The sequence below is a fragment of the Micromonospora sp. NPDC005194 genome, assembly GCF_040608335.1.
In the GTDB taxonomy this organism is placed as follows: domain Bacteria; phylum Actinomycetota; class Actinomycetes; order Mycobacteriales; family Micromonosporaceae; genus Micromonospora.
The window spans coordinates 15,394-40,866 of the sequence record NZ_JBEXIA010000044.1 but is presented as its reverse complement, the minus strand read 5'-3'; the positions used below and the strand labels follow the sequence as shown (position 1 = coordinate 40,866).

24 protein-coding genes are annotated in these 25,473 nt (G+C 70.7%); 19 read left to right on the top strand and 5 right to left on the bottom strand.

Annotated features, from left to right (window positions below; genetic code table 11):
* The first annotated feature begins 77 nt into the window (after positions 1–77).
* The 4 genes from pth to ABZU53_RS27735 all read left to right on the top strand — a co-directional run bounded on the left by pth (position 78) and on the right by ABZU53_RS27735 (position 3,927).
* Positions 78–668: an aminoacyl-tRNA hydrolase gene (gene pth, locus ABZU53_RS27750; RefSeq protein WP_354860515.1), complete on the top strand. Its 591-nt coding sequence runs from the start codon at positions 78–80 to the stop codon at positions 666–668.
* A gap of 135 nt (positions 669–803) precedes the next feature.
* Positions 804–1,634 (top strand): inositol monophosphatase family protein, encoded by an 831-nt coding sequence (locus ABZU53_RS27745; protein ID WP_354860513.1) that lies wholly within the window; start codon positions 804–806, stop codon positions 1,632–1,634.
* A 65-nt stretch (positions 1,635–1,699) separates the two neighbouring features.
* Positions 1,700–2,611, top strand: a complete 912-nt coding sequence (cysD, locus tag ABZU53_RS27740; protein WP_355068438.1) for a sulfate adenylyltransferase subunit CysD — start codon at positions 1,700–1,702, stop codon at positions 2,609–2,611.
* Positions 2,611–3,927 (top strand): GTP-binding protein, encoded by a 1,317-nt coding sequence (locus tag ABZU53_RS27735; RefSeq protein WP_355068436.1) that lies wholly within the window; start codon positions 2,611–2,613, stop codon positions 3,925–3,927. The genes cysD and ABZU53_RS27735 overlap by 1 nt, the downstream gene beginning before the upstream one ends.
* A 250-nt stretch (positions 3,928–4,177) precedes the next feature.
* Here ABZU53_RS27735 and galK read toward each other — a convergent pair whose 3' ends face one another.
* Positions 4,178–5,347: a galactokinase gene (gene galK, locus ABZU53_RS27730; RefSeq protein WP_354860510.1), complete on the bottom strand. Its 1,170-nt coding sequence runs from the start codon at positions 5,345–5,347 to the stop codon at positions 4,178–4,180.
* Positions 5,344–6,327: a UDP-glucose 4-epimerase GalE gene (gene galE, locus ABZU53_RS27725; protein WP_354860508.1), complete on the bottom strand. Its 984-nt coding sequence runs from the start codon at positions 6,325–6,327 to the stop codon at positions 5,344–5,346. The genes galK and galE overlap by 4 nt, the downstream gene beginning before the upstream one ends.
* A gap of 191 nt (positions 6,328–6,518) precedes the next feature.
* On the opposite strand from galE, the gene ABZU53_RS27720 reads away from it, so the two are divergent.
* The 7 genes from ABZU53_RS27720 (at position 6,519) to ABZU53_RS27690 (ending at position 11,767) form a co-directional block, all read left to right on the top strand.
* Positions 6,519–7,559: a hemolysin family protein gene (locus ABZU53_RS27720; RefSeq protein ID WP_355068434.1), complete on the top strand. Its 1,041-nt coding sequence runs from the start codon at positions 6,519–6,521 to the stop codon at positions 7,557–7,559.
* A 33-nt stretch (positions 7,560–7,592) separates the two neighbouring features.
* Positions 7,593–8,618 (top strand): tryptophan--tRNA ligase, encoded by a 1,026-nt coding sequence (gene trpS, locus ABZU53_RS27715; protein WP_354860505.1) that lies wholly within the window; start codon positions 7,593–7,595, stop codon positions 8,616–8,618.
* A gap of 25 nt (positions 8,619–8,643) precedes the next feature.
* Positions 8,644–9,213, top strand: coding sequence for a 2'-5' RNA ligase family protein (locus ABZU53_RS27710; protein WP_354860503.1), 570 nt, complete (start codon positions 8,644–8,646; stop codon positions 9,211–9,213).
* A 79-nt stretch (positions 9,214–9,292) separates the two neighbouring features.
* Positions 9,293–10,216 carry a YhjD/YihY/BrkB family envelope integrity protein gene (locus ABZU53_RS27705; protein WP_355068432.1) on the top strand — a complete coding sequence of 308 codons (924 nt, stop codon included), beginning with the start codon at positions 9,293–9,295 and terminating at the stop codon, positions 10,214–10,216.
* On the top strand, positions 10,216–10,602 hold the full coding sequence (locus tag ABZU53_RS27700; protein ID WP_354860500.1) for a GntR family transcriptional regulator: 387 nt from the start codon (positions 10,216–10,218) through the stop codon (positions 10,600–10,602). The genes ABZU53_RS27705 and ABZU53_RS27700 overlap by 1 nt, the downstream gene beginning before the upstream one ends.
* A 107-nt stretch (positions 10,603–10,709) precedes the next feature.
* Positions 10,710–11,222, top strand: coding sequence for a hypothetical protein (locus tag ABZU53_RS27695; RefSeq protein ID WP_355068430.1), 513 nt, complete (start codon positions 10,710–10,712; stop codon positions 11,220–11,222).
* Between the two features lie 107 nt (positions 11,223–11,329).
* Positions 11,330–11,767 carry a hypothetical protein gene (locus tag ABZU53_RS27690; RefSeq protein ID WP_354860498.1) on the top strand — a complete coding sequence of 146 codons (438 nt, stop codon included), beginning with the start codon at positions 11,330–11,332 and terminating at the stop codon, positions 11,765–11,767.
* A 9-nt stretch (positions 11,768–11,776) separates the two neighbouring features.
* Here ABZU53_RS27690 and ABZU53_RS27685 read toward each other — a convergent pair whose 3' ends face one another.
* The 3 genes from ABZU53_RS27685 to ABZU53_RS27675 all read right to left on the bottom strand — a co-directional run bounded on the left by ABZU53_RS27685 (position 11,777) and on the right by ABZU53_RS27675 (position 14,782).
* Entirely contained in the window at positions 11,777–11,902 is a 126-nt protein-coding gene (locus ABZU53_RS27685; protein WP_355068428.1) for a VOC family protein, read from the bottom strand.
* Positions 11,903–12,039: 137 nt separating this feature from the next.
* The gene (locus tag ABZU53_RS27680) at positions 12,040–13,662 is read right to left on the bottom strand and encodes a glycoside hydrolase family 13 protein (RefSeq protein WP_355068426.1); all 1,623 of its coding nucleotides are present in this window, start codon (positions 13,660–13,662) and stop codon (positions 12,040–12,042) included.
* Positions 13,663–13,735: 73 nt separating this feature from the next.
* Positions 13,736–14,782: a LacI family DNA-binding transcriptional regulator gene (locus ABZU53_RS27675; RefSeq protein ID WP_355068424.1), complete on the bottom strand. Its 1,047-nt coding sequence runs from the start codon at positions 14,780–14,782 to the stop codon at positions 13,736–13,738.
* A 198-nt stretch (positions 14,783–14,980) separates the two neighbouring features.
* Here ABZU53_RS27675 and ABZU53_RS27670 point away from each other — a divergent pair, with 198 nt between their 5' ends.
* From ABZU53_RS27670 to ABZU53_RS27635, 8 genes are all read left to right on the top strand, one after another.
* Positions 14,981–16,228 carry a maltose ABC transporter substrate-binding protein gene (locus ABZU53_RS27670; protein WP_354860491.1) on the top strand — a complete coding sequence of 416 codons (1,248 nt, stop codon included), beginning with the start codon at positions 14,981–14,983 and terminating at the stop codon, positions 16,226–16,228.
* A complete protein-coding gene (locus ABZU53_RS27665) occupies positions 16,228–17,856 on the top strand; it encodes an ABC transporter permease subunit (protein ID WP_354860489.1) in 1,629 nt (542 codons plus the stop codon). Before ABZU53_RS27670 ends, ABZU53_RS27665 begins: the two co-directional genes overlap by 1 nt.
* Positions 17,857–17,972: 116 nt before the next feature.
* Positions 17,973–18,779, top strand: a complete 807-nt coding sequence (locus ABZU53_RS27660) for an ABC transporter permease subunit (RefSeq protein ID WP_354860526.1) — start codon at positions 17,973–17,975, stop codon at positions 18,777–18,779.
* A complete protein-coding gene (locus tag ABZU53_RS27655; protein ID WP_355068422.1) occupies positions 18,776–20,590 on the top strand; it encodes a glycoside hydrolase family 13 protein in 1,815 nt (604 codons plus the stop codon). The genes ABZU53_RS27660 and ABZU53_RS27655 overlap by 4 nt, the downstream gene beginning before the upstream one ends.
* 68 nt (positions 20,591–20,658) lie before the next feature.
* Entirely contained in the window at positions 20,659–21,006 is a 348-nt protein-coding gene (locus ABZU53_RS27650) for a hypothetical protein (RefSeq protein ID WP_355068420.1), read from the top strand.
* Positions 21,007–21,284: 278 nt separating this feature from the next.
* Positions 21,285–22,352, top strand: a complete 1,068-nt coding sequence (locus ABZU53_RS27645) for a BMP family ABC transporter substrate-binding protein (protein WP_355068448.1) — start codon at positions 21,285–21,287, stop codon at positions 22,350–22,352.
* 91 nt (positions 22,353–22,443) lie between these two features.
* Positions 22,444–24,117, top strand: a complete 1,674-nt coding sequence (locus ABZU53_RS27640; RefSeq protein WP_355068418.1) for an ABC transporter ATP-binding protein — start codon at positions 22,444–22,446, stop codon at positions 24,115–24,117.
* Positions 24,114–25,472: an ABC transporter permease gene (locus ABZU53_RS27635; protein ID WP_355068416.1), complete on the top strand. Its 1,359-nt coding sequence runs from the start codon at positions 24,114–24,116 to the stop codon at positions 25,470–25,472. Before ABZU53_RS27640 ends, ABZU53_RS27635 begins: the two co-directional genes overlap by 4 nt.
* Position 25,473: the final 1 nt, after the last annotated feature.

Here is a 25,473-nt window from a genome sequence, read left to right as displayed (position 1 = left end):
TGCGGCAGGCGTCCCCGAGTTTCGGGGGCGCCTGCCGGCGTATCGGGAGTCGGTGAAGACGGCGGGAGGGGCGGGTCGTGACGGACGAGGCGGGGCCGTGGCTGGTGGTCGGCCTGGGCAATCCGGGCCGGGAGTACGCCGGGAACCGGCACAACGTCGGGTTCATGGTGGTGGAGCTGCTGGCGGGGCGGTTGGGCGCGCGGTTCGGTCGGCACAAGCGGGCGGTGGCCGAGGTCGCGGAAGGGCGGCTGGGGTTCGGCGGTCCGAAGCTGGTGCTGGTGAAGCCACTGACGTACATGAACCTGTCCGGCGGGCCGGTAGCGGCGCTGTCGCAGTTCTACAAGGTGCCCCCGGCGCGGGTGATTGCGGTGCACGACGAGCTGGACATCGGCTTCGGCCAGGTGCGGATCAAGTGTGGCGGCGGCGAGGGCGGGCACAACGGCCTGCGTTCGATGTCCAAGTCGTTGGGCACCAAGGACTACGTCCGGGTGCGGTTCGGCGTGGGTCGGCCGCCGGGGCGGCAGGATCCGGCGGATTACGTGCTGTCGGATTTCGGCGCGGCGGAGCGTAAGGAACTCGATTTCCTGGTGGACCGGGCCGCCGATGTGGTGGAGTCGGTGATCGTCAAGGGCGTGGAGCCGACCCAGAACCTGTATCACGGCGGTTGAGCCGGGCGGGGCGTACCGGATCGGAAACGGTTGGCCGGTAGTCTGCGCCTTTCGGCGTGCCGTGACCGGCGACGCGGGTCGCGGCCGATCGGTGCGTGCGGGCACGGGCCGCGGCGAGGCGACGGGAGCGGGCAGATGGGCAGTCCTCCGATGATCGACGGGGCGTTCGCCCGGTGGTTGGCCTCCCGGGCCGGTCAGGCGCTGCTCGACCTGCGTGCAGAGTTGGGCTTCGCGGACACGGGCGCGCTGAAGTCGGCCGGGGACAAGGTGTCGCACGACCTGATCCGCACGGAGTTGGCGCGGTGGCGGCCGGGCGACGCGGTGCTCTCCGAGGAGGACGAGGGCTCGCGGTTGGCCTGGGCGGCCGAGGTGAACACCGGCGCGGTGTCCCGGCTGACCGCGGACCGCGTGTGGATCATCGATCCGTTGGACGGCACCCGGGAGTTCGCCGAGGAGGGCCGCTCGGACTGGGCCGTGCACGTCGCCCTCTGGGCGCGGAGCGCGCCGAGCCCGCACGGGCTGGTCGCCGGAGCGGTGGGATTGCCGGCGCAGCACCGGGTGCTGGGCACCGACTACCCGCCCGCGTACCCGCCGATGACGGTGGAGGCGGCGACGGCCGGTGAGCGGAAGATCCGCCTGGCGGCGAGCCGGAGCCGACCGCCGGTGTTCCTCACCGACCTGGCCGAGGACGTCGGCGCGCACCTGGTGCCGATGGGTTCGGCCGGTGCGAAGATCGCCGCGGTGGTGACCGGCGAGGTGGACGCGTACATCCACGCGGGTGGGCAGTACGAGTGGGATTCGGCGGCCCCGGTGGCTGTGGCGACGGCCACCGGACTACACGCTTCCCGGATCGACGGTTCTGCGCTTCGATACAACGAGGCGGATCCGCGCCTGCCGGACCTGCTGGTCTGTCGCAAGGATCTCGCCAACCGGTTGCTTGCAGCGCTGCAGAGGCATTCCGGGTAGCCTGAGCGCACTTCTTGACATGTCCGACCGGAAAGGTCTGGAAATCGGATGAGCGAGCGAGTGTCATGACGTCCCCCGCGGCCTACCGGGTCTCCCACCTGGACGCCCTTGAGGCGGAGAGCATCTTCGTGATGCGCGAGGTTGTCGCCGAGATGGAACGCCCGGTGCTGCTCTTCTCCGGCGGCAAGGACTCGATCGTCATGCTGCGGTTGGCGCAGAAGGCGTTCGCTCCGGCCAACATTCCCTTTCCCGTCATGCACGTCGACACCGGGCACAACTTCCCCGAGGTGCTCGAATACCGCGACCAGCGGGTCGCCGAGTTGGGGTTGCACCTCGTGGTGGCGAGCGTGCCGGAGGCCCTGGCCAGCGGGTTGGTCCGCGAGTCCGGTGACGGGATGCGCAACCGGATCCAGACGCCGGTGCTGCTGGACGCGGTCGAGAAGCACCACTTCGACGCGCTGTTCGGTGGCGCCCGCCGCGACGAGGAGAAGGCGCGGGCCAAGGAGCGGGTGTTCAGCTTCCGCGACGAGTTCGGCCAGTGGGATCCGAAGAATCAGCGCCCGGAGCTGTGGTCGCTCTACAACGGCCGGCACCACCCGGGCGAGTCGATCCGGGTCTTCCCGCTGTCCAACTGGACCGAGCTGGACGTGTGGCACTACATCGCCCGGGAGCGCATCCCGCTACCGTCGATCTACTACGCGCACGAGCGCGAGGTGATCGAGCGGGACGGAATGTTCTACGCGGTCAACGAGTTCTTCCGTCCCCGCGCGGGTGAGGAACGGTTCAAGGCGCAGGTGCGCTACCGCACCGTCGGCGACGCCTCCTGCACCGCGGCGGTCCGCTCGGACGCGGACACCGTGGAGAAGGTCATCGAGGAGGTGGCGGCCACGCGGATCACCGAGCGGGGCGCCACCCGTGGTGACGACCGGGTCAGCGAGGCCGCCATGGAGGACCGCAAGCGGGAGGGGTACTTCTGATGACCACCGAGATCGTGGCCCCGGCCGTTGCCGGCACCGAGGCCACCGGTGAGGCGCGGCCGATGGACCTGCTGCGGTTCGCCACCGCCGGCAGCGTGGACGACGGCAAGTCGACCCTGATCGGCCGGCTGCTCTACGACACCAAGTCGCTCTTCACCGACCAGCTGGAGGCGGTGGAGGCGGTCAGCGCGGCCCGTGGCGACGAGTACACCAACCTGGCGCTGCTCACCGACGGCCTGCGCGCCGAGCGGGAGCAGGGCATCACCATCGACGTGGCGTACCGGTACTTCGCCACGCCCCGACGCAAGTTCATCATCGCGGACACCCCCGGGCACATCCAGTACACCCGCAACATGGTCACCGGCGCCTCGACGGCCGACCTGGCGCTGATCCTGGTGGACGCGCGCAAGGGCCTGGTCGAGCAGTCCCGTCGGCACGCGTTCCTCTGCTCGCTGCTGCGGGTGCCGCACCTGGTTCTGTGCGTCAACAAGATGGACCTGGTCGACTGGTCGCAGGAGGTCTACGAGCGGATCGCCGACGAGTTCACCGCGTTCGCCGCGAAGCTCGACGTACCGGATCTGACCGTGGTGCCGATCTCGGCGCTGCGCGGCGACAACATCGTCACCCGGTCGGAGAACATGCCGTGGTACGAGGGCCCGTCGCTGCTGCACCACCTGGAGCGGGTGCACATCGCGAGCGACCGCAACCTGGTCGACGTCCGGTTCCCCGTGCAGTACGTGATCCGCCCCCAGTCCACGACGGTCACCGACTACCGGGGTTACGCCGGTCAGGTCGCCTCCGGTGTGCTGAAGCCGGGCGACGAGGTGATGGTGCTGCCGTCCGGCTTCACCAGCCGGATCGCCGCCGTGGAGACCGCCGACGGGCCGGTCGCGGAGGCGTTCCCGCCGATGTCGGTGACGGTACGGCTGGCCGACGAGATCGACATCTCCCGGGGCGACATGATCTGCCGGCCGAACAACGCGCCGGCGGTCGCCCAGGACATCGAGGCGATGGTCTGCTGGATGGACGAGACCAGCCCGCTGCGGGTCGGCGGCCGGTACGCGATCAAGCACACCACCCGGTCGGCACGGGCAATCGTGCGGGGGCTGCACTATCGGTTGGACATCAACTCGCTGCACCGCGACGAGTCGGCCGACGAGCTGCGACTCAACGAGATCGGCCGGGTGCGGCTGCGCACGACGGTGCCGCTCCTCGCCGACGAGTACCGCCGCAACCGCACCACCGGCGGCTTCGTCATCATCGATGAGGCCACCAACCGCACGGTAGGCGCCGCCATGATCGTCGAAGCGAGCTAAACCCAGCGCCCCCGGCCCTCGCGGGCTCGGCGCCGGCATGATCGCACTCGATCCATGAAGTAGTGACCTCGCCCACCGGGCGAGGCCACTACTTCCATGAACGAGCACGATCTCCCCCCTGCCCCTGCCCCTGCCCCCGCCCCCGCGACTCGTGATCAAGAGATTTGCGTCAAAATCCGGGCTCGGACTGACGCAAACCTCTTGATCAACCAGCGAGTGGGGGGCCGGGGGGTGGGGGGCCGGGGTGGGGTCAGTGCAGGCGGGTTGCGCCGGGGGCGGGGAGGACCGGGAGCGTGGTGGGGGCGGTGAAACCGCGTTCGGCGTACGCGGCCGTGACGGCTGCCGCCACCGCCTCGGCGCGATCGGTCTCCACCAGGGCGAGGACGCAGCCGCCGAACCCGCCGCCGGTCATCCGGGCACCCAGCGCGCCGGCCGACAGCGCCGCCTCGACGGCCGTGTCGATCTCCGGCACGGTGATCTCGAAGTCGTCGCGCATGGAGACGTGCGAGGCGGTGAGCAGCGGGCCGATGTCCCGGACCCGGCCGGCGCGCAGCAGCGCCACCGTGTCCAGCACACGCTGGTCCTCGGTGACCACGTGCCGGACGCGCCGCCGGGTCTCCTCGTCGTCGAGGCGGGCCAGTGCGCTGTCGAGCTGGTCGACGGCCACGTCGCGCAGCGCGGCGACGCCGAGCGCCTTGGCGGCCGCCTCGCAGGAGCGGCGGCGGGCGGCGTACTCCCCGTCGGCGTGCCGGTGCGGTGCGCGGCTGTCGATGACCAGCACGGCCAGCCCGGCGGCGTCCAGGTCGAACGGGATGTGCTCGACGGACTCGTCGCGGCAGTCGAGGAAGAGCGCGTGCCCGGCGCGGCAGCGGATCACCGCGGACTGGTCCATGATGCCGGTCGGCGCGCCCACGTAGACGTTCTCCGCCCGCTGCGCCAGCCGCGGCCGCCGCTCGGGGGACAGGTCCAGCTCACCGAGGTCGAGCAGGGCGGCGAGCACGGACGACTCCAGCGCGGCCGACGAGGAGAGCCCGGAACCCAGCGGCACGTCGGAGGCGATCGCCAGCCGGGCGCCGGGCACCGCGTGGCCGGCGTCGCGCAGCGCCCAGACCACCCCGGCCACGTACGCGCCCCAGCCGGTCACCCGGCCGGGCTCGGCCACGTCGTCCGCGCCGAAGGTGATCGTCTCGTCGGAGAGCTCGGACCAGACCGTCCAGCGCTCGTCATCCTGCCGGTCGGCGGCGACCACGGTACGCAGTGGCAGCGCGAAGGGCAGCACGAACCCGTCGTTGTAGTCGGTGTGCTCGCCGATCAGGTTGACCCGGCCGGGCGCGGCCCAGAGGCCGGTGGCCTGGCCGCCGTACTGGTCGGTGAAGCCGGCGGCGGCCCGCTCGACGACGTCACCGGTGGGGCTGGTCATGACTGCTCCAGGACGTGCGTCCGGTAGAAGGCCCAGGCGTCGCCGACCATGTCGTGCAGGGTGGGCTTCTGCGGCACCCAGCCCAGCTCGTCACGGGCCAGCGCGGACGAGGCGACCAGCTCGGCGGGGTCGCCCTCGCGGCGCGGCGCCACCTCGACCGGCAGCGGGTGCCCGGTGACCTCGCGGACCACGTCGGCCACCTGCCGGTTGGTGAAGCCGTTGCCGTTGCCGAGGTTGTAGATGCGGTGCTGGCCCCCGGTGGCGGCGTCCAGCGCCAACAGGTGGGCGCGGGCCAGGTCGGCGACGTGGATGTAGTCGCGGACGCAGGTGCCGTCCGCCGTGGGGTAGTCGTCGCCGAAGAGCTGGAGCTTCTCCCGCCGGCCGGCGGCGACCTCCAGGGCGATCGGGATGAGGTGCGTCTCCGGGTCGTGCCGCTCGCCGAGCGCGACGTCGCCGGCGAGGTGCGCGCCGGCGACGTTGAAGTAGCGCAGCGAGACGGCGGCCAACCCGTGCGCGATGGCCTCGGAGGTGAGCGCCATGTCGACGGCGAGCTTGGTGGCGCCGTACGTGTTGGTGGGCGCCTTGACCGCGGTCTCCGTGATCGGCAGCTCGGTGGGGTTGCCGTAGACGGCGGCGGTGGAGGAGAAGACCATCCGGGGCACCCCGGCGGCGCGGACGGCGTTGATCAGGGCGAGCGAGCCGACGGTGTTGGTCTGCCAGTACAGCTCCGGCTTCACCATCGACTCGCCGGCGGCGATGAGGGCGGCGAAGTGCAGCACCCCGTCGAAGCCGGCGTCGGGGGTGAGGATCTGGGCGGCGTCGTGAATGGACGCCTCGACGTGGGTCGCGTCCGGAGCGAGCGCCTCGCGGTGACCGGTGCGCAGGTCGTCCAGGACGACGACCTGGTGGCCCGCGTCGAGCAGCATCCGGGTCACCACGCTGCCGATGAACCCGGCGCCCCCGGTGACGAGCAGTTTCACGTCGTTGCCTCCTGCCTGGCCCGCCGGGACGTGGCCTTTGGTGATCACCCTACGGCGGCGGATGAGACCGGAGTCGACCACGCCGCCAACCCATTCCATCATAATCTCTCACGTTTAAACAGAGCCGCACATCGCCGATGACTCCGCGCGATCGCCGGTACGGCGGGCACCCGGTGTCTACCATCTCTGTCATGCGGGAAGCGGCCCGTTCCGGGCTCCGGCGACGCGTGCGGGGGAAGCCCCGCCGCGACCCCGGCCCGCTCGCCCGAGCCGTCGCCCGGATCCTGGTCCGCGCCGCCGACGGCGCCACCCGCCTCGTCACTGACCTGCTCGGGGCCGGCCCGGCGGCCGGGCGGGAACGCATCTCCGAGGCCGAGCTACGGGACCTGCTCGCGGTGAACACGGTGCTCGACCCGGACGAGCGGCGGATCATCGACGAGGTGCTGGTGGCCGGCGCGCGTCTCGTCCGCGAGGTGATGATGCCCCGCACCGAGGTGGTCTTCCTGCCGGCCCGGCTGACCATCGCCGAGGCCGCCCGGCTGGTGCGGGCCGAGACGCACACCCGTTACCCGGTGACCGATGGCACCCAGGACGACGTGGTCGGGTTCGTGCACCTGCGGGACGTGCTGCTGCGTCCGGACGCCGACCCGTGCGTCACCGTCGGTGAGCTGACCCGTGAGGTCAAGCAGGTGCCCGGCAGCAAGCCGGTCCTGGCCGCGCTGACCGAGATGCGCCGGGAGGGTCACCACCTGGCGGTGGTGATCGACGAGTACGGCGGAACCGCCGGGATCGTCACCCTGGAGGATCTGATCGAGGAGCTCGTCGGGGAGATCCACGACGAGTACGACACGACCCCCGACCCGCCGCACGCCGGCCTGCCGGCGGTGGTCGACGGCCGGCTCAACCTCGCCGACTTCGCCGAGCGGACCGGCGTGGCGCTGCCCGCCGGGCCGTACGAGACGGTCGGCGGGTACGTGATGGCCGTGCTGGGCCGGCTGCCACTGCCCGGGGACGAGGTGCCCGTACCCGCCGAGCCGCCCGACGACGGCGGTCCCGATCCGGTGGACCCGGCGGACGGTTGGCTGCTGCGGGTGCTGGCCCTGGACGGACGTCGGGTCGCCCGACTCGCGGTGTCGGCGCTCCGCGTGCCGGAGCAGCGGCGCGTGGGCGTGCCACGCGAGGTCAGCGCCCCGACACCGGCCGGCCATGGCCGACGCGCCGGCCCGTCATGACGGCCCCGCCTGCTTGCTGACAGAATTATCGCCATGCCCGACGTTTCCGAGCGACCCCGCGTCTTCTCCGGCATCCAGCCGACGGCCGACTCGTTCCACCTCGGCAACTACCTGGGAGCCGTGCGGCACTGGGTGGCCCTGCAGGACACCCACGACGCGTTCTACTGCGTGGTGGACCTGCACGCCATCACCGCGGGTCACGATCCGGCGCTGCTGCGCCAGCGGACCAGGGTGGCGGCCGCCCAGCTCTTCGCGGTCGGCCTCGACCCGGAGCGCAGCACCCTGTTCGTGCAGTCGCAGGTGCCTGAGCATCCGCAGCTGGCCTGGGTGCTCGGCTGCATCACCGGCTTCGGCGAGGCCAGCCGGATGACCCAGTTCAAGGACAAGTCCCAGAAGCAGGGCAACGAGCGGGCCAGCGTCGGGCTCTTCACCTACCCGGTCCTGCAGGCCGCCGACATCCTGCTCTACCAGGCCAACGCGGTCCCGGTCGGCGAGGACCAGCGTCAGCACCTGGAGCTCTCCCGCGACCTGGCCCAGCGGTTCAACTCGCTGTTCGGCGCGACGTTCACGGTGCCCGCGCCGCACATCGTCAAGGACACCGCGAAGATCACCGACCTGCAGGACCCGACGGCGAAGATGTCCAAGTCGTCGTCCTCGCCGGCCGGCATCATCGACCTGCTGGACGATCCGGCCCGGTCGGCCAAGAAGATCCGCTCCGCGGTGACCGACACCGGTCGGGAGATCGTCTTCGACGCCGAGACCAAGCCGGGCGTGTCCAACCTGCTGACCATCTACTCGGCGCTCAGCGGGCGTGGCATCGACGAGCTGGTGGCAGCGTTCGCCGGCCGCGGCTACGGAGACCTCAAGAAGGAGCTGGCCGAGGTCGTGGCGGAGTTCGTCCGCCCCATCCAGGAGCGCACGCGCACCTACCTCGACGACCCGGCGCAGCTGGACAAGCTGCTCGCCGCCGGTGCGGAGAAGGCCCGGTCGGTGGCCGGCGCGACCCTGCGGTCCGCGTACGAGCGGGTCGGCTTCTTCCCGCCGGTGCGCGGCGAATAGCGCTGCGGGACGGGTGGGCGGGTCGGTGGCCGACGTGGCGGCACGGAGCGTGGATCGCAGTGGCGGGGTGCCGCCGTCCGGCGACACCGTCCAGATCGGCATAGCGGTGGACATCCCGGAGCCGTGGGGGGCCCAGCTCACCCGGCGCCGGGTCGAGGCGGGCGATCCCCTCGCGGTGCCGGCACACGTGACGCTGCTCGGTCCGACCGAGATCCCGACCGCCGTCCTGCCGGGCGTCGAGCGGCACCTTGCCGCTGTGGCCGCCGCGCATCTGCCGTTCACGCTGCACCTGCGGGGCACCGGCACGTTCCGGCCCGTGACGCAGGTGGTGTTCGTCGCGGTGGCCGCCGGGATCAGCGAATGCGAACTGCTGGCCGCCGCGATCGCGGCCGCGCCGGGCCTGCACCGCCAGACCCGCTTCCCGTACCATCCGCACGTCACCGTGGCGCAGGACGTCCCTGGCGAGGCGTTGGACAAGGTGTACGAGGATCTGGCCGACTTCTCCGCGATGTTCGAGGTCGACGGGTTCACCCTCTTCTCGCACAGCGGGCAGGCCCGGTGGCAGCCCCGCCGGGACTTCCGCCTCGGCGACTGACGGTCGGCGACCCGCCGGGCGGCGAGCACTATTGCGCCGGTTGCGACGGCGGCGGTGAAAGATCGGCGAGGATGATCGCGTGAACGTGATCGGCCGTATCGAGGCGGGCATCGACCGCTGGGTGGGTGCCGCGCGCAGCCGGTCGAGCCTGTTCGACCACGTGTGGCGTGCCGGGGCGCTCTACGCCGAGGTGTTGGCTGGGCGGCTCGCCGCGGCGATCGCCTACTACGGCTTCTTCGCGGTCTTCGCGCTGGCTCTGGTCGCGTACTCCATCTTCGGCGCGATCCTGGAGGACAACGACGAGGTCTCCGCGGCGGCGGCCAGGTTCCTGAAGGAGAACCTGCCGTTCCTGGACGCGCAGCAGATCGCCAACTCCAGCGGCACGGTCGGCGTGGTCGGCCTGGTCATCCTGGTCTTCACCGGCATCGGCTGGGTGGAGGCGATCCGCTCCTCTCAGCGCCTCATGTACGCGCTCAACCAGCAGCCCGGCAACCTCGTGGTCCGGCGGCTGGTCGACCTGGGGGTGATGATCGGCGTCTTCGTGCTGCTCGGCCTCTCGGTGGCGGCGGTGGACGCGTTGGAGTCGCTGCTGCGCTTCCTGCTGCGCAGCACCGGGTCGATTGGGCTGACCACGGTCAGCGCGGTGCTCAGCGTGCTGGTCAACGCGGTGCTCGCCACCGCGCTGCTGCTCGCGGTGCCCCGGCTGCGGATGAGCCGGTCCCGGCTGCGCCCGGTGGTGCTGCTGGTGGCGATCGGCATCACGCTGCTCAACACCGTCGGGCGGTACTACGTGGTGCGCACCGAGCGCAACCCGGCGTACACGGTGGTGGCCGGCGCGGTCGGTCTGCTGCTCTACCTCTACCTGCTCAACCAACTGGTGCTGTTCGGGGCGGCGTTGCTCGCGACCAGTACGAGCGGGCGGGTGGTGGATCTGGCGGAGGGCGCCCCGCCGGTGGATCTCGACGAGGACACCGATCCCGGTGCGCCGGGCGGTGCGGGCTGATGGCGGAGGTGCCTGACGTGCTGATCACGGTCGATCCCGACTCGCCGGTGCCCCCGTACGAGCAGGTGCGGGTGCAGCTCGCCGAGCTGATCGGCGACGGCCGGTTGCCGGTGGGCAGCCGACTGCCCACCGTCCGGCAGCTCGCCGCCGACCTGCGGCTGGCCGCGAACACGGTGGCGCGGGCGTACCGGGAACTGGAGGTGGCGGGGCTGTTGGAGACCCGGGGGCGCAACGGCACCTTCGTCGCACCCGGCCGCGACGACGCCGTCGACCGGCTGCACCGGGCCGCCGTCGAGTACGCCGCCGAGGCCCGGCGGCTGGGCGTACCCCCGGACCGTGCTGTCGCTCTCGTCCGCGCCGCCGTCGACGCCACCCGGCACGACTGAGCCCCTGCAGGTCGATCAACGTTCCCCCGTGGTTATCGCTTGTATTGCCGAGGGCTACCGGCTCCAGAGATGTCAATGAATGCGCAATATTGACCGATGTTGCGGCTGTGCGTACCCGAGCGCTTCCCGCCGCCTCGCAGGGCACCAGAGGCAACCCGGGGGAGGACGTGAACAGCTCACCCGCCGTCACTCCTTCCGGACCGATGGCGGCGTTCCCCGGCATGACACCGAGCAAGGTTATGGACGCCTGGGCCGGGCGGTGGCCCGTCCCGGTGACGGTGGACGGCGCGCTGCACATCATCCGGGTGACCCTGCCCGGTAAGCAGGGCCAGTTGTCGGCCGCGGTCGGTCAGCCCTCGAAGGACCGCACGAACGAGGTGGCCCAGGTCCTCTGCATGGTCAAGCTGGGTGGTGCCGTGCAGCGGCCGTTGTTGCAGTCGCTGGTCGAGGGCTGCATCGGTCCGGTGCTCAAGGCGGAGGAACGCAAGGCGGTGCTCAACTGGCTGGTCGGCGTGGACTTCTCCGCTCCGACCTATCAGCTCCGGCGGACCTCTGAGTACGAACTGAACGCCAACCACAATTCCGACGAGAACTTCGCGCTCACCCTGTACGCGCGTTGATTCGCGGCGGTATAGCGCCGGGCCGCTGAATGGCCGATCGGGCGCCGGACGGGCGGTAACTGAACGGAACGGCACCGATGCTCGCGTTCGCGGACCATGATGAGCGCGTGGGCGCACTCATGACACTGGACCTGCCGGCCGACTCGCCGATGCTCGGCCTGCCGTGGATCATCACCTTCGGGCCGCTGGGCGACCTCGACGAGTGGGAGCCGGTGGTCTGCGGGCCGTACGAACGGCCGCACGCGTTGGCGTTGGCCGAGGCGGTGGTGGCCGATGAGCAGTTGATGGCCGTGGTCGAGCCGCTGCTGCCGGCGCTGTCGGCCGACGAGATCCGCAGCGAGATCGCCGCCGCGCAGGTGGCCGCGGAGGACGAGGCCCGGCAGGTCGAGGGGGCTGACCTGTACGGGGACTTCGAGGACGTGATCGACGAGGAGTTGGACGCGGCTGCCGACGAGGCGGGCCACGGTGAGCCCGCCGAGCCGCCGGACGAGGCCGAGGTGCGCGCCGGCTTCACCCGGATCGCGGCGCTGCTCACCGCGAAGTGACGCGACCGCTCAGCGGGTCGGCGGCCCGTCCAGCACGCAGAACTCGTTGCCCTCGGGGTCGGCGAGCACGGTGAACCGTTCGTTCCCGGTCTGGCCGAGTCGACGTGCCGTGCACCGGGGCACACCACCTGTCACACACGGACACCGGCGCCGCGCGGAGTGGACTCCGCGTGACGCCGGTGCACCTCACCCCCCACCACAAGGGGCCGGTAGCCCAGTCGCCCGTTGGCGCGGGGCACGACGGACGACCAGGTCGAGTTGGGCTTACCCGCTCAGCGCCGTTCCAACCAGGCGGCCGCGTCGACGGGCAGCAGGCGATCGGTGAGCGGCGCGCTCGCGACGATGAGCTCGCCGTACCCGTCGAGGGCCACGGGCGCTCCGCTGAGGTTGACGACGCAGGTCAGCGCGGTGGTGCCCGCGGTGCGGGAGAAGGCCAGCACGCCCGGTTCGGCCTGCAACCAGGTGACCTCGCCGGCGTCGACGGCCAGCGCCGGGTGTTCGTGACGAATACGCAGGGCGGCCCGGTACAGCTCCAGCGTCGAGTCGGGCGTACCGGCCTGCGCGGCGACCGACAGGGCGTCCCAGGTCGTCGGGGCGGGCAGCCAGCTCAGCTCGCTGCCGGCTGGCCCGAAGCCGTACGGCGCCAGCTCACCGCTCCACGGAATCGGCACCCGGCAGCCGTCGCGGCTCTCGCCGGTCCGCAGGAACGCCGGGTCCTGGCGCAGCTCGTCGGGAAGGTCGAGAACCTCGGGCAGGCCCAACTCCTCGCCCTGGTAGAGGTAGGCGCTGCCGGGGAGGGCGAGCATCAGCAGGCTGGCGGCGCGCGCCCGGCGCAGCCCTTCGGCGCCGTCGCCGTAGCGGGTGACGTGCCGCTGCTTGTCGTGGTTGGACAGCACCCAGGTGGTGGGCGCGCCGACCACTGTCGCCTCGGCGAGGGCGGTTTCGATCACCTTGCGAAACGAGTCGGCCGACCAGGTGGCGTCGAGGAAGTCGAAGCTGAACGCCTGGTGCAGCTCGTCCGGGCCGATGTAGCGGGCCAGCCGCTGCGGCGTCTCGGCCCACGCCTCGGCGACCGCCATCCGACCGCCGGGGTAGCTGTCCAGGATGGGTCGCCACGCGCGGTAGATCTCGTGCACCTCGTCCTGGTCGAAGTAGGGCAGGCAGGCCTTGCCGAGCAGGTCGACCTGGCGCTGCCCGGTCGTCGCCGTGCTGAAGCCGACGTCCGGCAGACCCTCGGCCTTGATCATGCCGTGGGCCACGTCGACGCGGAAGCCGTCCACGCCCCGGTCGAGCCAGAACCGCAGGACGTCCTCGAACTCGGCGCGGACCTCGGGGTGCCGCCAGTTCAGGTCCGGCTGGGCCGGGTCGAACAGGTGCAGGTACCACTGGCCGTCGGCGATCCGGGTCCAGGCCGGGCCGCCGAAGATGCTCTCCCAGTCGTTGGGGGGCAGGTCACCGTGCTCGCCCCGGCCGTCGGCGAAGAGGTAGCGGGCCCGCTCGGGCGAGCCGGGGCCGGCGGCGAGGGCGTCGACGAACCAGCGGTGCGCGCTGGAGGTGTGGTTGGGCACCAGGTCGACGATGATCCGCAGGCCGAGGGCGTGCGCGTCGCTGATCATCGCGTCGAAGTCGGCGAGGGTGCCGAACAGGGGGTCGACGTCGCGGTAGTCGGCGACGTCGTATCCGCCGTCGATCATCGGGGAGGTGTAGAAGGGGGTCAGCCAGAGCGCGTCCACCCCGAGGTCGCGCAGGTACGGCAGCCGCTCCCGGATGCCCGCGAGGTCGCCGACGCCGTCACCGTTGCTGTCGGCGAAGCTGCGCACGTAGACCTGGTAGACGACCGCCGAGCGCCACCAGTCGTCGTCGGTGCGGGGCGGGGTGATGGTGCTGACGGTCATTGGTGATGTTTCCCCGTCTGTCTCAGGCTCGGGCGCGGCTGTCTGAGCAATATGCCGCCCGCCTCTGCAAGAGTCAAGCAGATCTTGCGTAAGGAAACCGCACGGCGGCCGGGGCGACCGCGGTCGAGCCCCGCGCGACCAACTCGGGGCGGAACAGGTACTCCGAGTGCGGGGCGCCGTGCCCGTTTATCTCGTCCACCAGGGCCCGGACCGCCGCCACCGCCATGGCGATGACGGGCTGCCGCACCGTGGTCAGCGGGGGGTCGGTGAAAGCCATCAGCGGTGAGTCGTCGTAGCCGACCACGGAGAGGTCGCCCGGAACGGTCAGACCGCGTTGCCGGGCCGCCCGCACCGCACCGAGCGCCATCAGGTCGGAGCCGCAGACCAGGCCGGTGACGCCCCGGTCGAGCAGCCGGCCGGCCGCCGCCTCACCACCCTCCACACCGAACAGTGTCAGCTCGGCCAGCGGGCCGAGGTCGGCCTCGGCGACGCCGGCCAGGCGGGTCATCGCCGTCCGCCAGCCGGCCACCTTGCGCTGCACCGGCACGAACCGGTCCGGGCCGGTGATCAGGCCGATCCGCCGGTGCCCGAGCGCGACGAGGTGGGCCACGGCCAGGTCGGCGGCCTCCCGGTCGTCACAGGAGACGAAGGGGGCGCCGATGCCGGGGACGTACCCGTTGATCATCACGACCGGCAGCGGCCGGGCGATCAGCGCCCGGTAGCGGTCGTGGTTGGCGGCGGTGTCGGCGTGCAGGCCGGAGACGAAGACGATCCCGGAGACCTGCCGGTCCAGCAGCATCTCCACGTATTCGTCCTCGGTCACGCCGCCGGCGGTCTGGGTGCAGAGCACCGGGGTGAACCCGCTCTGCGCCAGCGTCGACTCGATGACCTGCGCGAACGCCGGGAAGATCGGGTTGTCTAACTCGGGCACCACCAGGCCGACCAGGCCGGCGCTGCGCTTGCGCAGTCGTGCCGGTCGCTCGTAGCCCAGGACGTCGAGGGCGGTGAGGACGGCCTGTCGGGTCTCCGGGGCCACGCCGGGGCGGTCGTTGAGCACCCGCGACACCGTGGCCTCGCTGACTTCGGCCTGCTGGGCGATGTCGGACAGTCGAGCGCGCATGGCGGCACTTTAGCCCACCGGCAAGTTCTTGCGGGGCTCTCTGCAAGCCCTTCCATTATCTGCAACCTCTTGCTAACGTCCCCGCAACATACGCGAGCAGCGGCGCAGCATCGCTGCGCCGGTTGGCAAAAACTTTCAGTTTTCCCACTGGCGGACCGTCCTTCCCCCGGCGGATCCGCCATGACGACAGGAGTACCGATGCGCATCCGTACCGCGGGTGTGGTCGCCCTCTTCGCCCTGGCGCTCGCCGCCTCCGGCTGTGGTGGCGACAGCGACAAGCCGGCCGCGAAGGAATCCCCCAAGGCGGCCGGCGGCAAACTGGTGATCTGGGCGGACGACAAGCGCACCGCTGCCCTCAAGCCGTTCGCCGAGAAGTTCGGCCAGGAGAACGGCGTCACCGTCGAGGTCCAGGCCGTCAGCAAGGACCTGCAGACCAACTTCGTCACCGCCTCGCAGCAGGGCAGCGGCCCCGACGTGGTGGTCGGCGCGCACGACTGGATCGGCAACCTGGTGCAGAACGGCGCCATCGACCCCGTACAGCTCGCCGCCGAGCAGAAGAGCGCGTTCAACGCGACCGCCATCAAGGCGGTCACCTTCAACGGTCAGCTCTACGGTGTGCCGTACGCGCAGGAGAACCTGGCGCTGATCCGCAACACCGAGCTGGCCCCCGAGGCGCCGAAGACCATCGAGGACCTGGTCGCCACGGGCAAGCAGCTCAAGGCGTCGAAGAAGGCCACCGAGACGCTCTGCCTCCAGGTCGGCCAGAACGGCGACGCGTACCACATCTACCCGCTCTACAGCTCGGCCGGCGGCTACCTCTTCGGCACCGGAGCCAACGGGGACTACGACCCGAAGGACCTGGGCGTGGGCAAGCCCGCGTCGATCGAGGCGTTCAAGAAGATCAGCGCGCTGGGCGAGAAGGGCGAGGGCGTGCTCAAGCGCTCCATCGCGGACACCAACTCGATCGCCACCTTCACCGGCAAGAAGTGCGCGTACCTGGTCTCCGGGCCGTGGGCGATCGCCGACGTCAAGAAGGCCAACGTCAAGTACGACATCTCCGCCATCCCCGGCTTCGCCGGCGGTAAGGAAGCCCAGCCGTTCGTGGGTGTGCAGGCGTTCTACGTCGCCGCCAAGGGCAAGAACAAGGCACTGGCCCAGGAGTTCGTCGCCAACTACACCACCACTCCCGAGCTGGCCGTCGCGCTCTACAACGCCGAGCCCCGGCCGCCGGCGCTGACCGCCGCCCTCGACCAGGTCAAGGGCAGTGACCCGGATCTGGCGAAGTTCCAGGAGGCCGGCAAGAACGGCCAGGTGCTCCCGGCGATCCCGGCGATGGCCGCCATCTGGGACCCGTTCGGCAAGGCCGAGGCCGCCGTCATCGGCGGGGCCGACCCGACCAGCACCATCACCGCCGCCGGCAAGACCATCTCCGGCCAGATCAAGTAATGAGTACGCCGCTGTCCGGCCCGGGGTCTGCCACGCAGACCCCGGGCCGGGGGCCCGTCGGCTCCCGACCCCCGCGCTCGCGTGACCACGCGCCGATCACCCTGACCGGCCTCGCCGGCAAGGTGCTCCTGCTCGGCCTCACCGCCGGCATCGCCCTCTGGGCGGCATTCCCGCTCATCGACGGGGAGAAGTGGGCCGGCCTGGCCCTGCTGGCGGCGACCACCGCCGGGCTGTTCTACCTCTACCTCACCCGGCGGCACATCCCGGCCAAGTACCTGGTGCCAGGCACCCTGTTCCTCATCGCCTTCCAGGTGTTCCCCGTGCTCTACACGGCGAGCACCGCCTTCACCAACTTCGGTGACGGGCACCGGGGCAGCAAGGACGAGGCGATCGTCGCGATCCAGACCTCGTCGGTCACCCAGGTGCCCGGCTCCGCCGAGTACGCCCTGTCGGTCGCCACCAAGGGCGACCCGGCCACCGCGCCACTGGTCTTCCTGGTTACCGACCCCACCACCGGGGCGGTCTCCGCCGGCGACGCGGGCGGGCTGCGCCGACTCGACGCCGCCGACGTCACCGTCGGCACGGGCGGAAAGGTCACCGCCGCCGACGGCTACACCGTGCTGAACTTCGGCCAGGCCAGCGCCCGCAGCAAGGAGATCACCGACCTGGTCGTCCCGACCGCCGGTGGCGCGCTGCGGTCCAGCGGCCTGTCCCGGGCGTACGAGGGCAAGGCGGTGCGGGCGTACGACGCCGGCTGCGACTGCGTCCGGGACACCGGAACCGGGCAGACCTGGACCGCCGACGAGGAGGTGGGCGCCTTCGTCGCCGCCGACGGCGAGCGGCTGGCCCAGGGCTGGAAAATCAACGTCGGGCTGCGCAACTTCACCCGCGTGCTCACCGACGAGAACATCTCCGGCCCGTTCCTGGGCACCCTGATCTGGAATTTCGCGTTCGCCATCGCCTCCACCGCAGGCACGTTCCTGCTCGGCATGCTGATCGCGCTCGTGCTGCACTCGCCCCGGATGCGGGGCACCAACCTCTACCGGGTGCTGCTGGTCCTGCCGTACGCCATGCCGTCGTTCGCGATGCTGCTGGCCTGGCGGGACATGTTCAACGCCGACTTCGGCCTGATCAATAACCTGTTCGGGCTGGACGTGGACTGGTTCGGCCAACCGTGGACGGCCCGCTTCGCGGTCATCCTCGTGCAGCTGTGGCTCGGCTACCCGTACATGTTCCTGGTGGCCACCGGCGCGTTGCAGGCCATCCCGAGGGAGCTGACCGAGGCCACGTCGGTCGACGGGGCGTCGCCCTGGCAGTCCTTCCGCGCGGTCACCCTGCCGCTGCTGCTGGTCGCGCTGTCTCCGCTGCTGATCTCGTCGTTCGCGTACAACTTCAACAACTTCAACGCGATCTACCTGACCACCGAGGGCGCGCCCTTCCCGGCCGACAACCCGACCAACGGCGCCACCGACCTGCTCATCACGTACACCTATCGGCTGGCCTTCGGCGGGCAGGGCGCGCAGTTCGGCTTCGCCGCCGCGATCTCGCTGTTCATCTTCGCCATCGTCGCCGTCGTCTCGGCGGTCAGTTTCCGGCGGACCCGCAAGCAGGAGGAGGTGTATTCGTGAGCACCCTCACCGCGCGTACCGGCGACACGGCCGGCCGCCCGGCCGCGAACCGGAACATCAGTGGTAGGCGGCGTAACCGCTGGTTCGCCCAGGTCGGCTGGCGGCACCTGGTCGCCATGCTCGCCGTGCTGTTCAGCCTCTTCCCGATCGTGTTCGTGCTCTCCGCCGCGCTCAATCCGCTCGGCACGCTCTCCACCAGCGAGCTGGTGCCCACCGACGGGGTGTCGCTCGGCAACTTCAGCGGGCTGTTCGAGCGGACCGCCTTCGAACGGTGGTTCCTCAACTCCCTGCTGATCGCCGGGGTGGCCTCGTTCGCGTCGGTGTTCCTGTCGGCGCTGGCCGCGTACGCCTTCTCCCGGATGCGCTTCCGGGGACGGCGGGTGGGGCTGTTGTCGCTGCTGCTGATCCAGATGTTCCCGCAGTTCCTGGCGATCGTGGCGATCTACCTGATCTTCGGCACGATCACCGACCTGTGGCCGTCGATCGGCTTCAACACCCCGTGGGGGTTGCTGCTGCTCTACCTGGGTGGGGCGCTCGGCGTGAACACCTGGCTGATGAAGGGCTTCTTCGACACCCTGCCCCGGGAACTGGACGAGTCGGCGACGATGGACGGCGCGTCGCACGCCCAGGTCTTCTTCCGGATCATGCTGCCGCTGGTGGCGCCGATCCTGGCGGTGGCCGGGCTGCTGGCGTTCATCGGCACCATCAACGAGTTCCTGATGGCCAACGTGTTCCTCACCAGCAGCGACTCGAAGACCCTCGCGGTCGGCATGTACGGCCTGTTGCAGGGCAACGAGCGCAACAACAACTTCGGGATCTTCGCGGCCGGCACCCTGCTCACCGCGATCCCGACGGTGCTGGTCTTCCAGCTCCTGCAGCGCTACATCGTCTCCGGCCTGACCGCCGGAGCGGTCAAGGGATGACCACGCCGCAGCCGCACCACGACGGATCCGTCGGCTACGTCCCGCAGCAGGAGCCGACGCTCGGCGAGACCGTCGACGTCTTCGTCCGGGTTCCGGCCGGTGCCGACGTCCGGCAGGTGCACGTGCGGACCACCGGCGACGGTGAGCCACACTTCCGTGCGGCCACCGTGGACCGTGCCGAGGGCGACGTCCTCTGGTGGCGTGCCGAGGTCGAGGCGCGCAACCCGGTGAGCAACTACCGCTTCCTGCTCTCCGGGCGGCACGGTCCCCGGTGGCTGACCGCCGCCGGTGTGGCCGACCACGACGTGCCCGACCACGGCGACTTCAAGCTGGTCACCCACGCCGCGCCGCCGGCCTGGGCACGGGACGCGGTGATCTACCAGATCTTCCCGGACCGGTTCGCCCGTTCGGCGGCGGCGGATGATCGGCCGCTGCCGGACTGGGCGATCCCGTGCGACTGGGACACCCCGGTGATCGGGCGGGGCCCCGAGACGCCGTACCAGTTCTACGGCGGCGACCTGGACGGGATCACCGAGCGGCTGGACCATCTGGACCGGCTCGGGGTGAACACCGTCTACCTCACCCCGATCTTCCCGGCCCGTTCCAACCACCGCTACGACGCGGCCAGCTTCGACCGGGTCGATTCGCTGCTCGGCGGGGACGCCGCGCTGGCCCGCCTCGCCGAGGCGGTACGCGCCCGGGGCTGGCGGCTGCTCGGCGACATCACCAGCAACCACACCGGCGACGGCCACGACTGGTTCGCGTCGGCCTCCTCGGACGTGCGCGCGCCCGAGCGGGGGCTGTACTACTTCGACGAGAGCTCCGGCTCGTACGAGTCCTGGAACGGCGTCAAGTCGCTGCCGAAGCTGAACTGGGGCAGCGTCGACCTGCGCCGTCGCTTCGCCACCGCCGAGGACGCCGCGCTGCGCCGCTGGCTGCGCCCGCCGTACGGCCTTTCCGGGTGGCGGGTCGACGTGGCGAACATGACCGGCCGGCGGGGCGTCGACGCGTACACCCACGAGGTGGCGGCGCTGCTGCGCTCGGTGGTCGTCGGGGAGCGTCCGGACGCCCTGCTGATGGCCGAGCACGGCCACGACCACACCGGTGACCTGGACCGCGATGGCTGGCACGGCACCATGAACTACGTCGGCTTCACCGACCCGATCTGGTCCTGGCTGCGCCACGGCGACCAGCCGGTGCCGAACTTCCTCGGTACCCCGGGCGGGGTGCCCCGGCGGGACGCGGAAGCGGTGCTGGCCACCATGGGCGCGTACCGGTCGCTGGTCTCGTGGCGCTCGTACGTGCACTCCTGGCAGCTGCTCGGCTCGCACGACTCGGCGCGGATCCGGACGGTGGTCGGCGACGCCGCCCGGCAGGAGGTGGCCGCCGGTCTGCTCGCCACGATGCCCGGCACTCCGATGATCTTCGCGGGGGACGAGCTGGGGCTGACCGGCACGAAAGGCGAGTCCTCGCGTACCCCGATGCCGTGGCGCCGGCCGGGCAGTTGGGACGCCGCCACGTTCGCCACGTACCGGTCGCTGATCGCGTTGCGTCGCGCGGAGCCGGCGCTGCGCCACGGCGGTCTGCGGTGGCTGCACCACGACCCGGACACGCTGGTCTTCCTGCGGGAGGCGCCGGCCGGCTCGGTGCTGGTGCTGGCCCGCCGGGCGCCCGGCACGCCGGTGCGGCTGACCGGGCTGCCGGCCGCCGACAACGTGTACGGCGGGGCGTCCGCGCTCCGGCCCGGGCCGGACGGGGTGTCGACCCTGTCCGGCGACGGCCCCACCTTCCAGGTGTGGCGGCTGTGGTGACCGGGCTCGACGCGCCGACCGACCGACCCCCTACTACGAACTGTCGTTGATGGGGGAGGATGGGCGGCGTGGAAGCACTGCGACTCATTCTCCTCTATGTCCATCTGATCGGCTTCGCCCTGCTGCTCGGCGGCTCGATCGCCCAGTACGTCAGCGGGAAGCTGCGAATCAACTCCGCCATGCTCTGGGGCGCCGTGATCCAGCTGCTGACCGGGCTCGGTCTCTCCGCGCCGCTGCGCGGCGGTGGTGACAACGAGCCGGACCCGGCGAAACTTGTGACGAAGTTGGTGATCGCGCTGCTGATCTTCGTCATGGTCTTCTTCTCCCGGAAGCGGGACGTGGTCAACCGCGGCCACTTCCTCGCGATCGTCGGCCTGACCCTGGTCAACGCGGCGGTCGCGGTCTTTTGGCGGTAACGTCCGGCGGAGGGGATGACCTCCGCGAACCGGACGTTCGGGACGCCTCGATGCTCGGTTACCAGCACGAAGAGTGATGTGCCCCACGCAAGGGTTACACCCGGGTAACAGGCGCTCAACAGTCGTGCACGATTGTCGGCCGGTGGGTGGGCGCGGGCGTACGCTCCCGTCCGTAACGTGGGACAGCCGGCGGCACACCCGCAGGTCGGCTGATGGGCTGCCACCGCACTAGGCGCGGTGTGCAATGGGAAGGAGACGTCTTGCGCTCGGTGCGTGGGATGCGGATCGCCTCGATCTTCGCGGTAGGTGGGCTCGTGCTCAGCGCCGCCGCGTGTGGCGAGGCCCCCGATAGTGACAAGAACGCCGGCAGTGGCGCCAAGAAGTACAGCGCCTGCATGGTGACCGACGTCGGCGGCATCGACGACAAGTCGTTCAACACCTCGGCCTGGAAGGGTCTGCAGGAGGCCAAGGCCGCCAACGACAACATCGACATCAAGTACGTCGCGTCAAAGTCCGAGCCCGACTACGAGCCGAACCTGACGCAGTTCGTCAACCAGAAGTGCGACTTCATCCTGGCGGTCGGCGGCCTGATGGCCAACGCCACCTCGAAGATCGCCAAGGCGAACCCGAACCAGCAGTTCGGCATCGTCGATGCCAACCCGGGTGACGCCAACGTCTACCCGATGCAGTTCGACACCGCCCAGGCCGCGTTCCAGGCCGGCTACCTCGCCGCCGGGATGAGCAAGACCGGCAAGGTGGGCACCTACGGTGGTCTGCCGATCCCGCCGGTGACGATCTTCATGGACGGCTTCGTCGACGGTGTGAAGTACTACAACACCGCCAAGGGCAAGAACGTCCAGGCGCTGGGCTGGAACAAGGAGACCCAGAAGGGCTCCTTCACCAACGACTTCGCCAAGCAGGACGAGGGCAAGAAGGTCTCCGACGCGCTGGTCGCCCAGGGCGCGGACATCATCATGCCGGTCGCCGGCGGCTCCGGCCTCGGCACCACCGCCGCGGCCAAGGCCTCGGGCGGCAAGTACAGCACCATCTGGGTGGACGTCGACGGCTGCGAGAGCACCCCGGACTGCGCCGCGATCATCACCACCGTGGTCAAGAACATCCCGGAGGCCGTCAAGGAGGCCGTGCTCAAGGCCGCCGGTGGCGAGAAGCTGCAGGCCAAGCCGGGCTTCGTCGGCACCCTGGCCAACACCGGTGTCTCGATCGCCCCGTACCACGACTTCGACGGCAAGGTTCCGGCCGAGCTGAAGACCGAGGTCGACAAGATCAAGGCGGACATCGCCGCCGGCACCATCACCGTCACCTCGAAGGCCCAGCCGACCAAGTGACAACCGCCCGGCCCCTCCGGTGAGATCATCGCAGGAGCGGCGGGGTACAGGTACGACCGATCCGGCCGCTCCGGCCCGCGGGTGACCACCCGTGGGGCCGGAGCGGCCGATCGCGCGCCACGGTGACCGGCGTGGTCCGGCCCGGTCGACCGGCAGCTACGCTGCACCATCGCTCGCACTCCAGGAGGTTGCGCTGAGACTCGAACTGCGCGGCATCACCAAGCGGTTCGGTGATCTGGTCGCCAACGATCACATCGACCTGACGGTGGAGCCTGGAGAGATCCACGCCCTGCTCGGCGAGAACGGCGCGGGCAAGTCGACCCTGATGAACGTGCTCTACGGGCTCTACCAGCCCGACGAGGGCGAGATCCTGGTCGACGGCACGCCGCTGAAGCTGAAGGGCCCGTCCGATGCCATCGCGGCCGGGATCGGCATGGTGCACCAGCACTTCATGCTGGTGCCGGTCTTCACCGTGGCCGAGAACATCATGCTCGGCGCCGAGCAGGTCCGGGGCGGCATCGCCGGTTTCCTGGACCGGCGGCGGGCCCGGCGCGAGGTCACCGAGGTGTCCGAGCGCTACAACCTGCGGGTCGACCCGAATGCGGTGATCGAGGATCTGCCGGTCGGCATCCAGCAGCGTGTGGAGATCGTCAAGGCGCTCACCCGCGACGTCGACCTGCTCATCCTGGACGAGCCGACCGCGGTGCTCACCCCGCAGGAAACCGAGGACCTGCTGACGGTCATGCGGTCGCTGAAGGCGGCCGGCAAGTCGATCGTCTTCATCACCCACAAGCTGGGCGAGGTCAAGGCCATCGCCGACCGGATCACGGTGATCCGGCGCGGAAAGACCGTCGGCACGGCCTCGCCGGAGACGAGCCGGGACGAGCTGGCCGCGCTGATGGTCGGCCGCAGCGTGCGGCTGACCGTCGACAAGTCGCCGGCCGCACCGGGCGAGCCGGTGCTGGAGGTGGCCGGGCTGGTCGTTGACGACGACCGGCAGGTCCGGGCGGTCGACGGCGTGGACCTGACCGTCCGCGCGGGCGAGGTGCTCGGCGTGGCGGGCGTGCAGGGCAACGGCCAGACGGAGCTGATCGAGGCGATCATGGGCCTGCGCCCGGTGCTCGCCGGCACGGTCAGCCTGGGCGGCGACCGGATCGACGGCTGGACGACCAAGAAGGTGCTCCGCGCCGGCGTCGGTTACGTGCCCGAGGACCGCAGCGTGGACGGCCTGGTCAAGGAGTTCAGCGTCGCCGAGAACCTGGTGCTGGACATCTACGACCGGCCGCCGTTCGGTGCCGGGCTCGCCCTCAAGCCGGACGCCATCGCGTCGTCGGCGCGGGAGCGGATCGAGCAGTTCGACGTCCGTACCTCATCGGCGGACGCGGCGGTGGGCACCCTGTCCGGCGGCAACCAGCAGAAGGTGATCGTGGCGCGGGAGCTGTCCCGGCCGCTGAAGCTCTTCATCGCCGCCCAACCCACCCGTGGCGTGGACGTCGGGTCGATCGAGTTCATCCACAGCCAGATCATCCACGAGCGGGACATCGGCACCGCCGTCATGGTGGTGTCCAGCGAGCTTGACGAGGTGGTCGGGCTGGCCGACCGGATCGCGGTGATGTACCGCGGACGGATCATCGGCATCGTCGGCCCGGACACTCCGCGTGAGGAGATCGGTCTGTTGATGGCCGGCATCCACCCGGACGCGGCCGGCACGGCCGACGGGGGTCCGGCGCGCGCCGACGGCCCCGCGAGCGAGGACGAGGCATGACCACCAACCCCAATCCGCAGTCGGGCTCTCCGGACAAGGAGCCGGCGAGCGAGGCGCAGGCGGCGCAGAACGCGCTCGGCAACACCGAGCGGGCCGGCACGACCACCACGCCGAAGGCCCCCGAGCCGCAGCCGAAGCCGTCCCTGGGTCGGCTCTTCCTGGATAACCTCTGGGCGGCCAACACCTTCACGGTGACCCTGCTGTCGCTGGTGCTGGCGATCGTCGTCGGCGCGGTGTTGATGATCGTCTCTGACCCGGACGTGCTGCACACCTACACCTACATCACCGCCCGTCCGGCCGACGCGCTCACCTCGAGCTGGACGCTGGTGAGCGAGGCGTACGCGAACCTGTTCAAGGGCTCGATCTTCGACCCCGAGGCGTTCTCCGGCTGGGTGAACGGCAGCAACGGCTGGCAGGCGGTGCTCGCGCCGATCTCCGAGACGCTGACGTACGCCGCGCCGCTGGTCTTCACCGGCCTGGCGGTGGCGCTGGCCTTCCGTGGCGGCCTGTTCAACATCGGCGCGCAGGGTCAGGCGACCATCGGCGTGATCCTGGCCGCGCTGGCCGGCTTCCTGCTGCCGCTGCCGCCCGGCCTGCACCTGCTGGTGGCGGTGCTTGCCGGCGCGCTGGGCGGAGCGATCTGGGGCTTCATCCCGGGCATTCTCAAGGCTCGCGCCGGCGCGCACGAGGTGATCAACACGATCATGCTCAACTACGTCGCCACGTACTTCCTGACCTGGCTCATCGTTCAGAACGGCGTGCAGGACCCAACCCGCACCGACGCGATCAGCAAGGCGGTGGACACCTCCGCCCAGCTGCCCCGCCTGCTCGGCGACAACCTGCGGGTGCACGCCGGCATCCTGCTCGCCGTGCTGGCCACCTGGGCGGTCGCCTGGTTGCTCAACCGGTCGACGCTCGGCTTCGAGCTGCGCGCGGTCGGCGCCAACCCGGACGCCGCGCGGACGGCGGGCATCAGCGTCACCCGGACGTACATCCTGATCATGGTCTTCTCCGGGGTCCTGGCCGGTCTGGGCGGCTCGAACATGGTGCTCGGCTCCACCGCCAGCGCGCTGACGCCGCTGGTGGTGGCGCAGATCGGCTTCGACGGCATCCTGGTGGCGCTGCTCGGCCGGGTGAAGCCGTGGGGGGTGCTGCTCGCCGCGCTGCTGTTCGGTGCGCTCCAGGCCGGCGGCAACCGGATGCAGTCGTACTCCGGCATCTCGCTGGAGCTGGTGACCGTGCTCCAGGCACTGATCGTCATCTTCATCGCCGCACCCGCCCTGGTAAAGGCGATCTTCCAGCTCCGGGCCGCACGGGCCGCCCGGTTGCAGACGAGCCTGGCGAAGGGCTGGTAAC

Bases quoted from the DNA above. Each gene is read 5' to 3' on its own strand.
- ABZU53_RS27745 (WP_354860513.1), top strand. From the start codon at position 804: ATGGGCAGTCCTCCGATGATCGACGGGGCGTTCGCCCGGTGGTTGGCC.
- cysD (WP_355068438.1), top strand. From the start codon at position 1,700: ATGACGTCCCCCGCGGCCTACCGGGTCTCCCACCTGGACGCCCTTGAG.
- ABZU53_RS27735 (WP_355068436.1), top strand. From the start codon at position 2,611: ATGACCACCGAGATCGTGGCCCCGGCCGTTGCCGGCACCGAGGCCACC.
- galK (WP_354860510.1), bottom strand. From the start codon at position 5,347: ATGACCAGCCCCACCGGTGACGTCGTCGAGCGGGCCGCCGCCGGCTTC.
- ABZU53_RS27720 (WP_355068434.1), top strand. From the start codon at position 6,519: ATGCGGGAAGCGGCCCGTTCCGGGCTCCGGCGACGCGTGCGGGGGAAG.
- trpS (WP_354860505.1), top strand. From the start codon at position 7,593: ATGCCCGACGTTTCCGAGCGACCCCGCGTCTTCTCCGGCATCCAGCCG.
- ABZU53_RS27700 (WP_354860500.1), top strand. From the start codon at position 10,216: ATGGCGGAGGTGCCTGACGTGCTGATCACGGTCGATCCCGACTCGCCG.
- ABZU53_RS27680 (WP_355068426.1), bottom strand. From the start codon at position 13,662: ATGACCGTCAGCACCATCACCCCGCCCCGCACCGACGACGACTGGTGG.
- ABZU53_RS27675 (WP_355068424.1), bottom strand. From the start codon at position 14,782: ATGCGCGCTCGACTGTCCGACATCGCCCAGCAGGCCGAAGTCAGCGAG.
- ABZU53_RS27670 (WP_354860491.1), top strand. From the start codon at position 14,981: ATGCGCATCCGTACCGCGGGTGTGGTCGCCCTCTTCGCCCTGGCGCTC.
- ABZU53_RS27665 (WP_354860489.1), top strand. From the start codon at position 16,228: ATGAGTACGCCGCTGTCCGGCCCGGGGTCTGCCACGCAGACCCCGGGC.
- ABZU53_RS27660 (WP_354860526.1), top strand. From the start codon at position 17,973: ATGCTCGCCGTGCTGTTCAGCCTCTTCCCGATCGTGTTCGTGCTCTCC.
- ABZU53_RS27655 (WP_355068422.1), top strand. From the start codon at position 18,776: ATGACCACGCCGCAGCCGCACCACGACGGATCCGTCGGCTACGTCCCG.
- ABZU53_RS27645 (WP_355068448.1), top strand. From the start codon at position 21,285: ATGCGGATCGCCTCGATCTTCGCGGTAGGTGGGCTCGTGCTCAGCGCC.
- ABZU53_RS27635 (WP_355068416.1), top strand. From the start codon at position 24,114: ATGACCACCAACCCCAATCCGCAGTCGGGCTCTCCGGACAAGGAGCCG.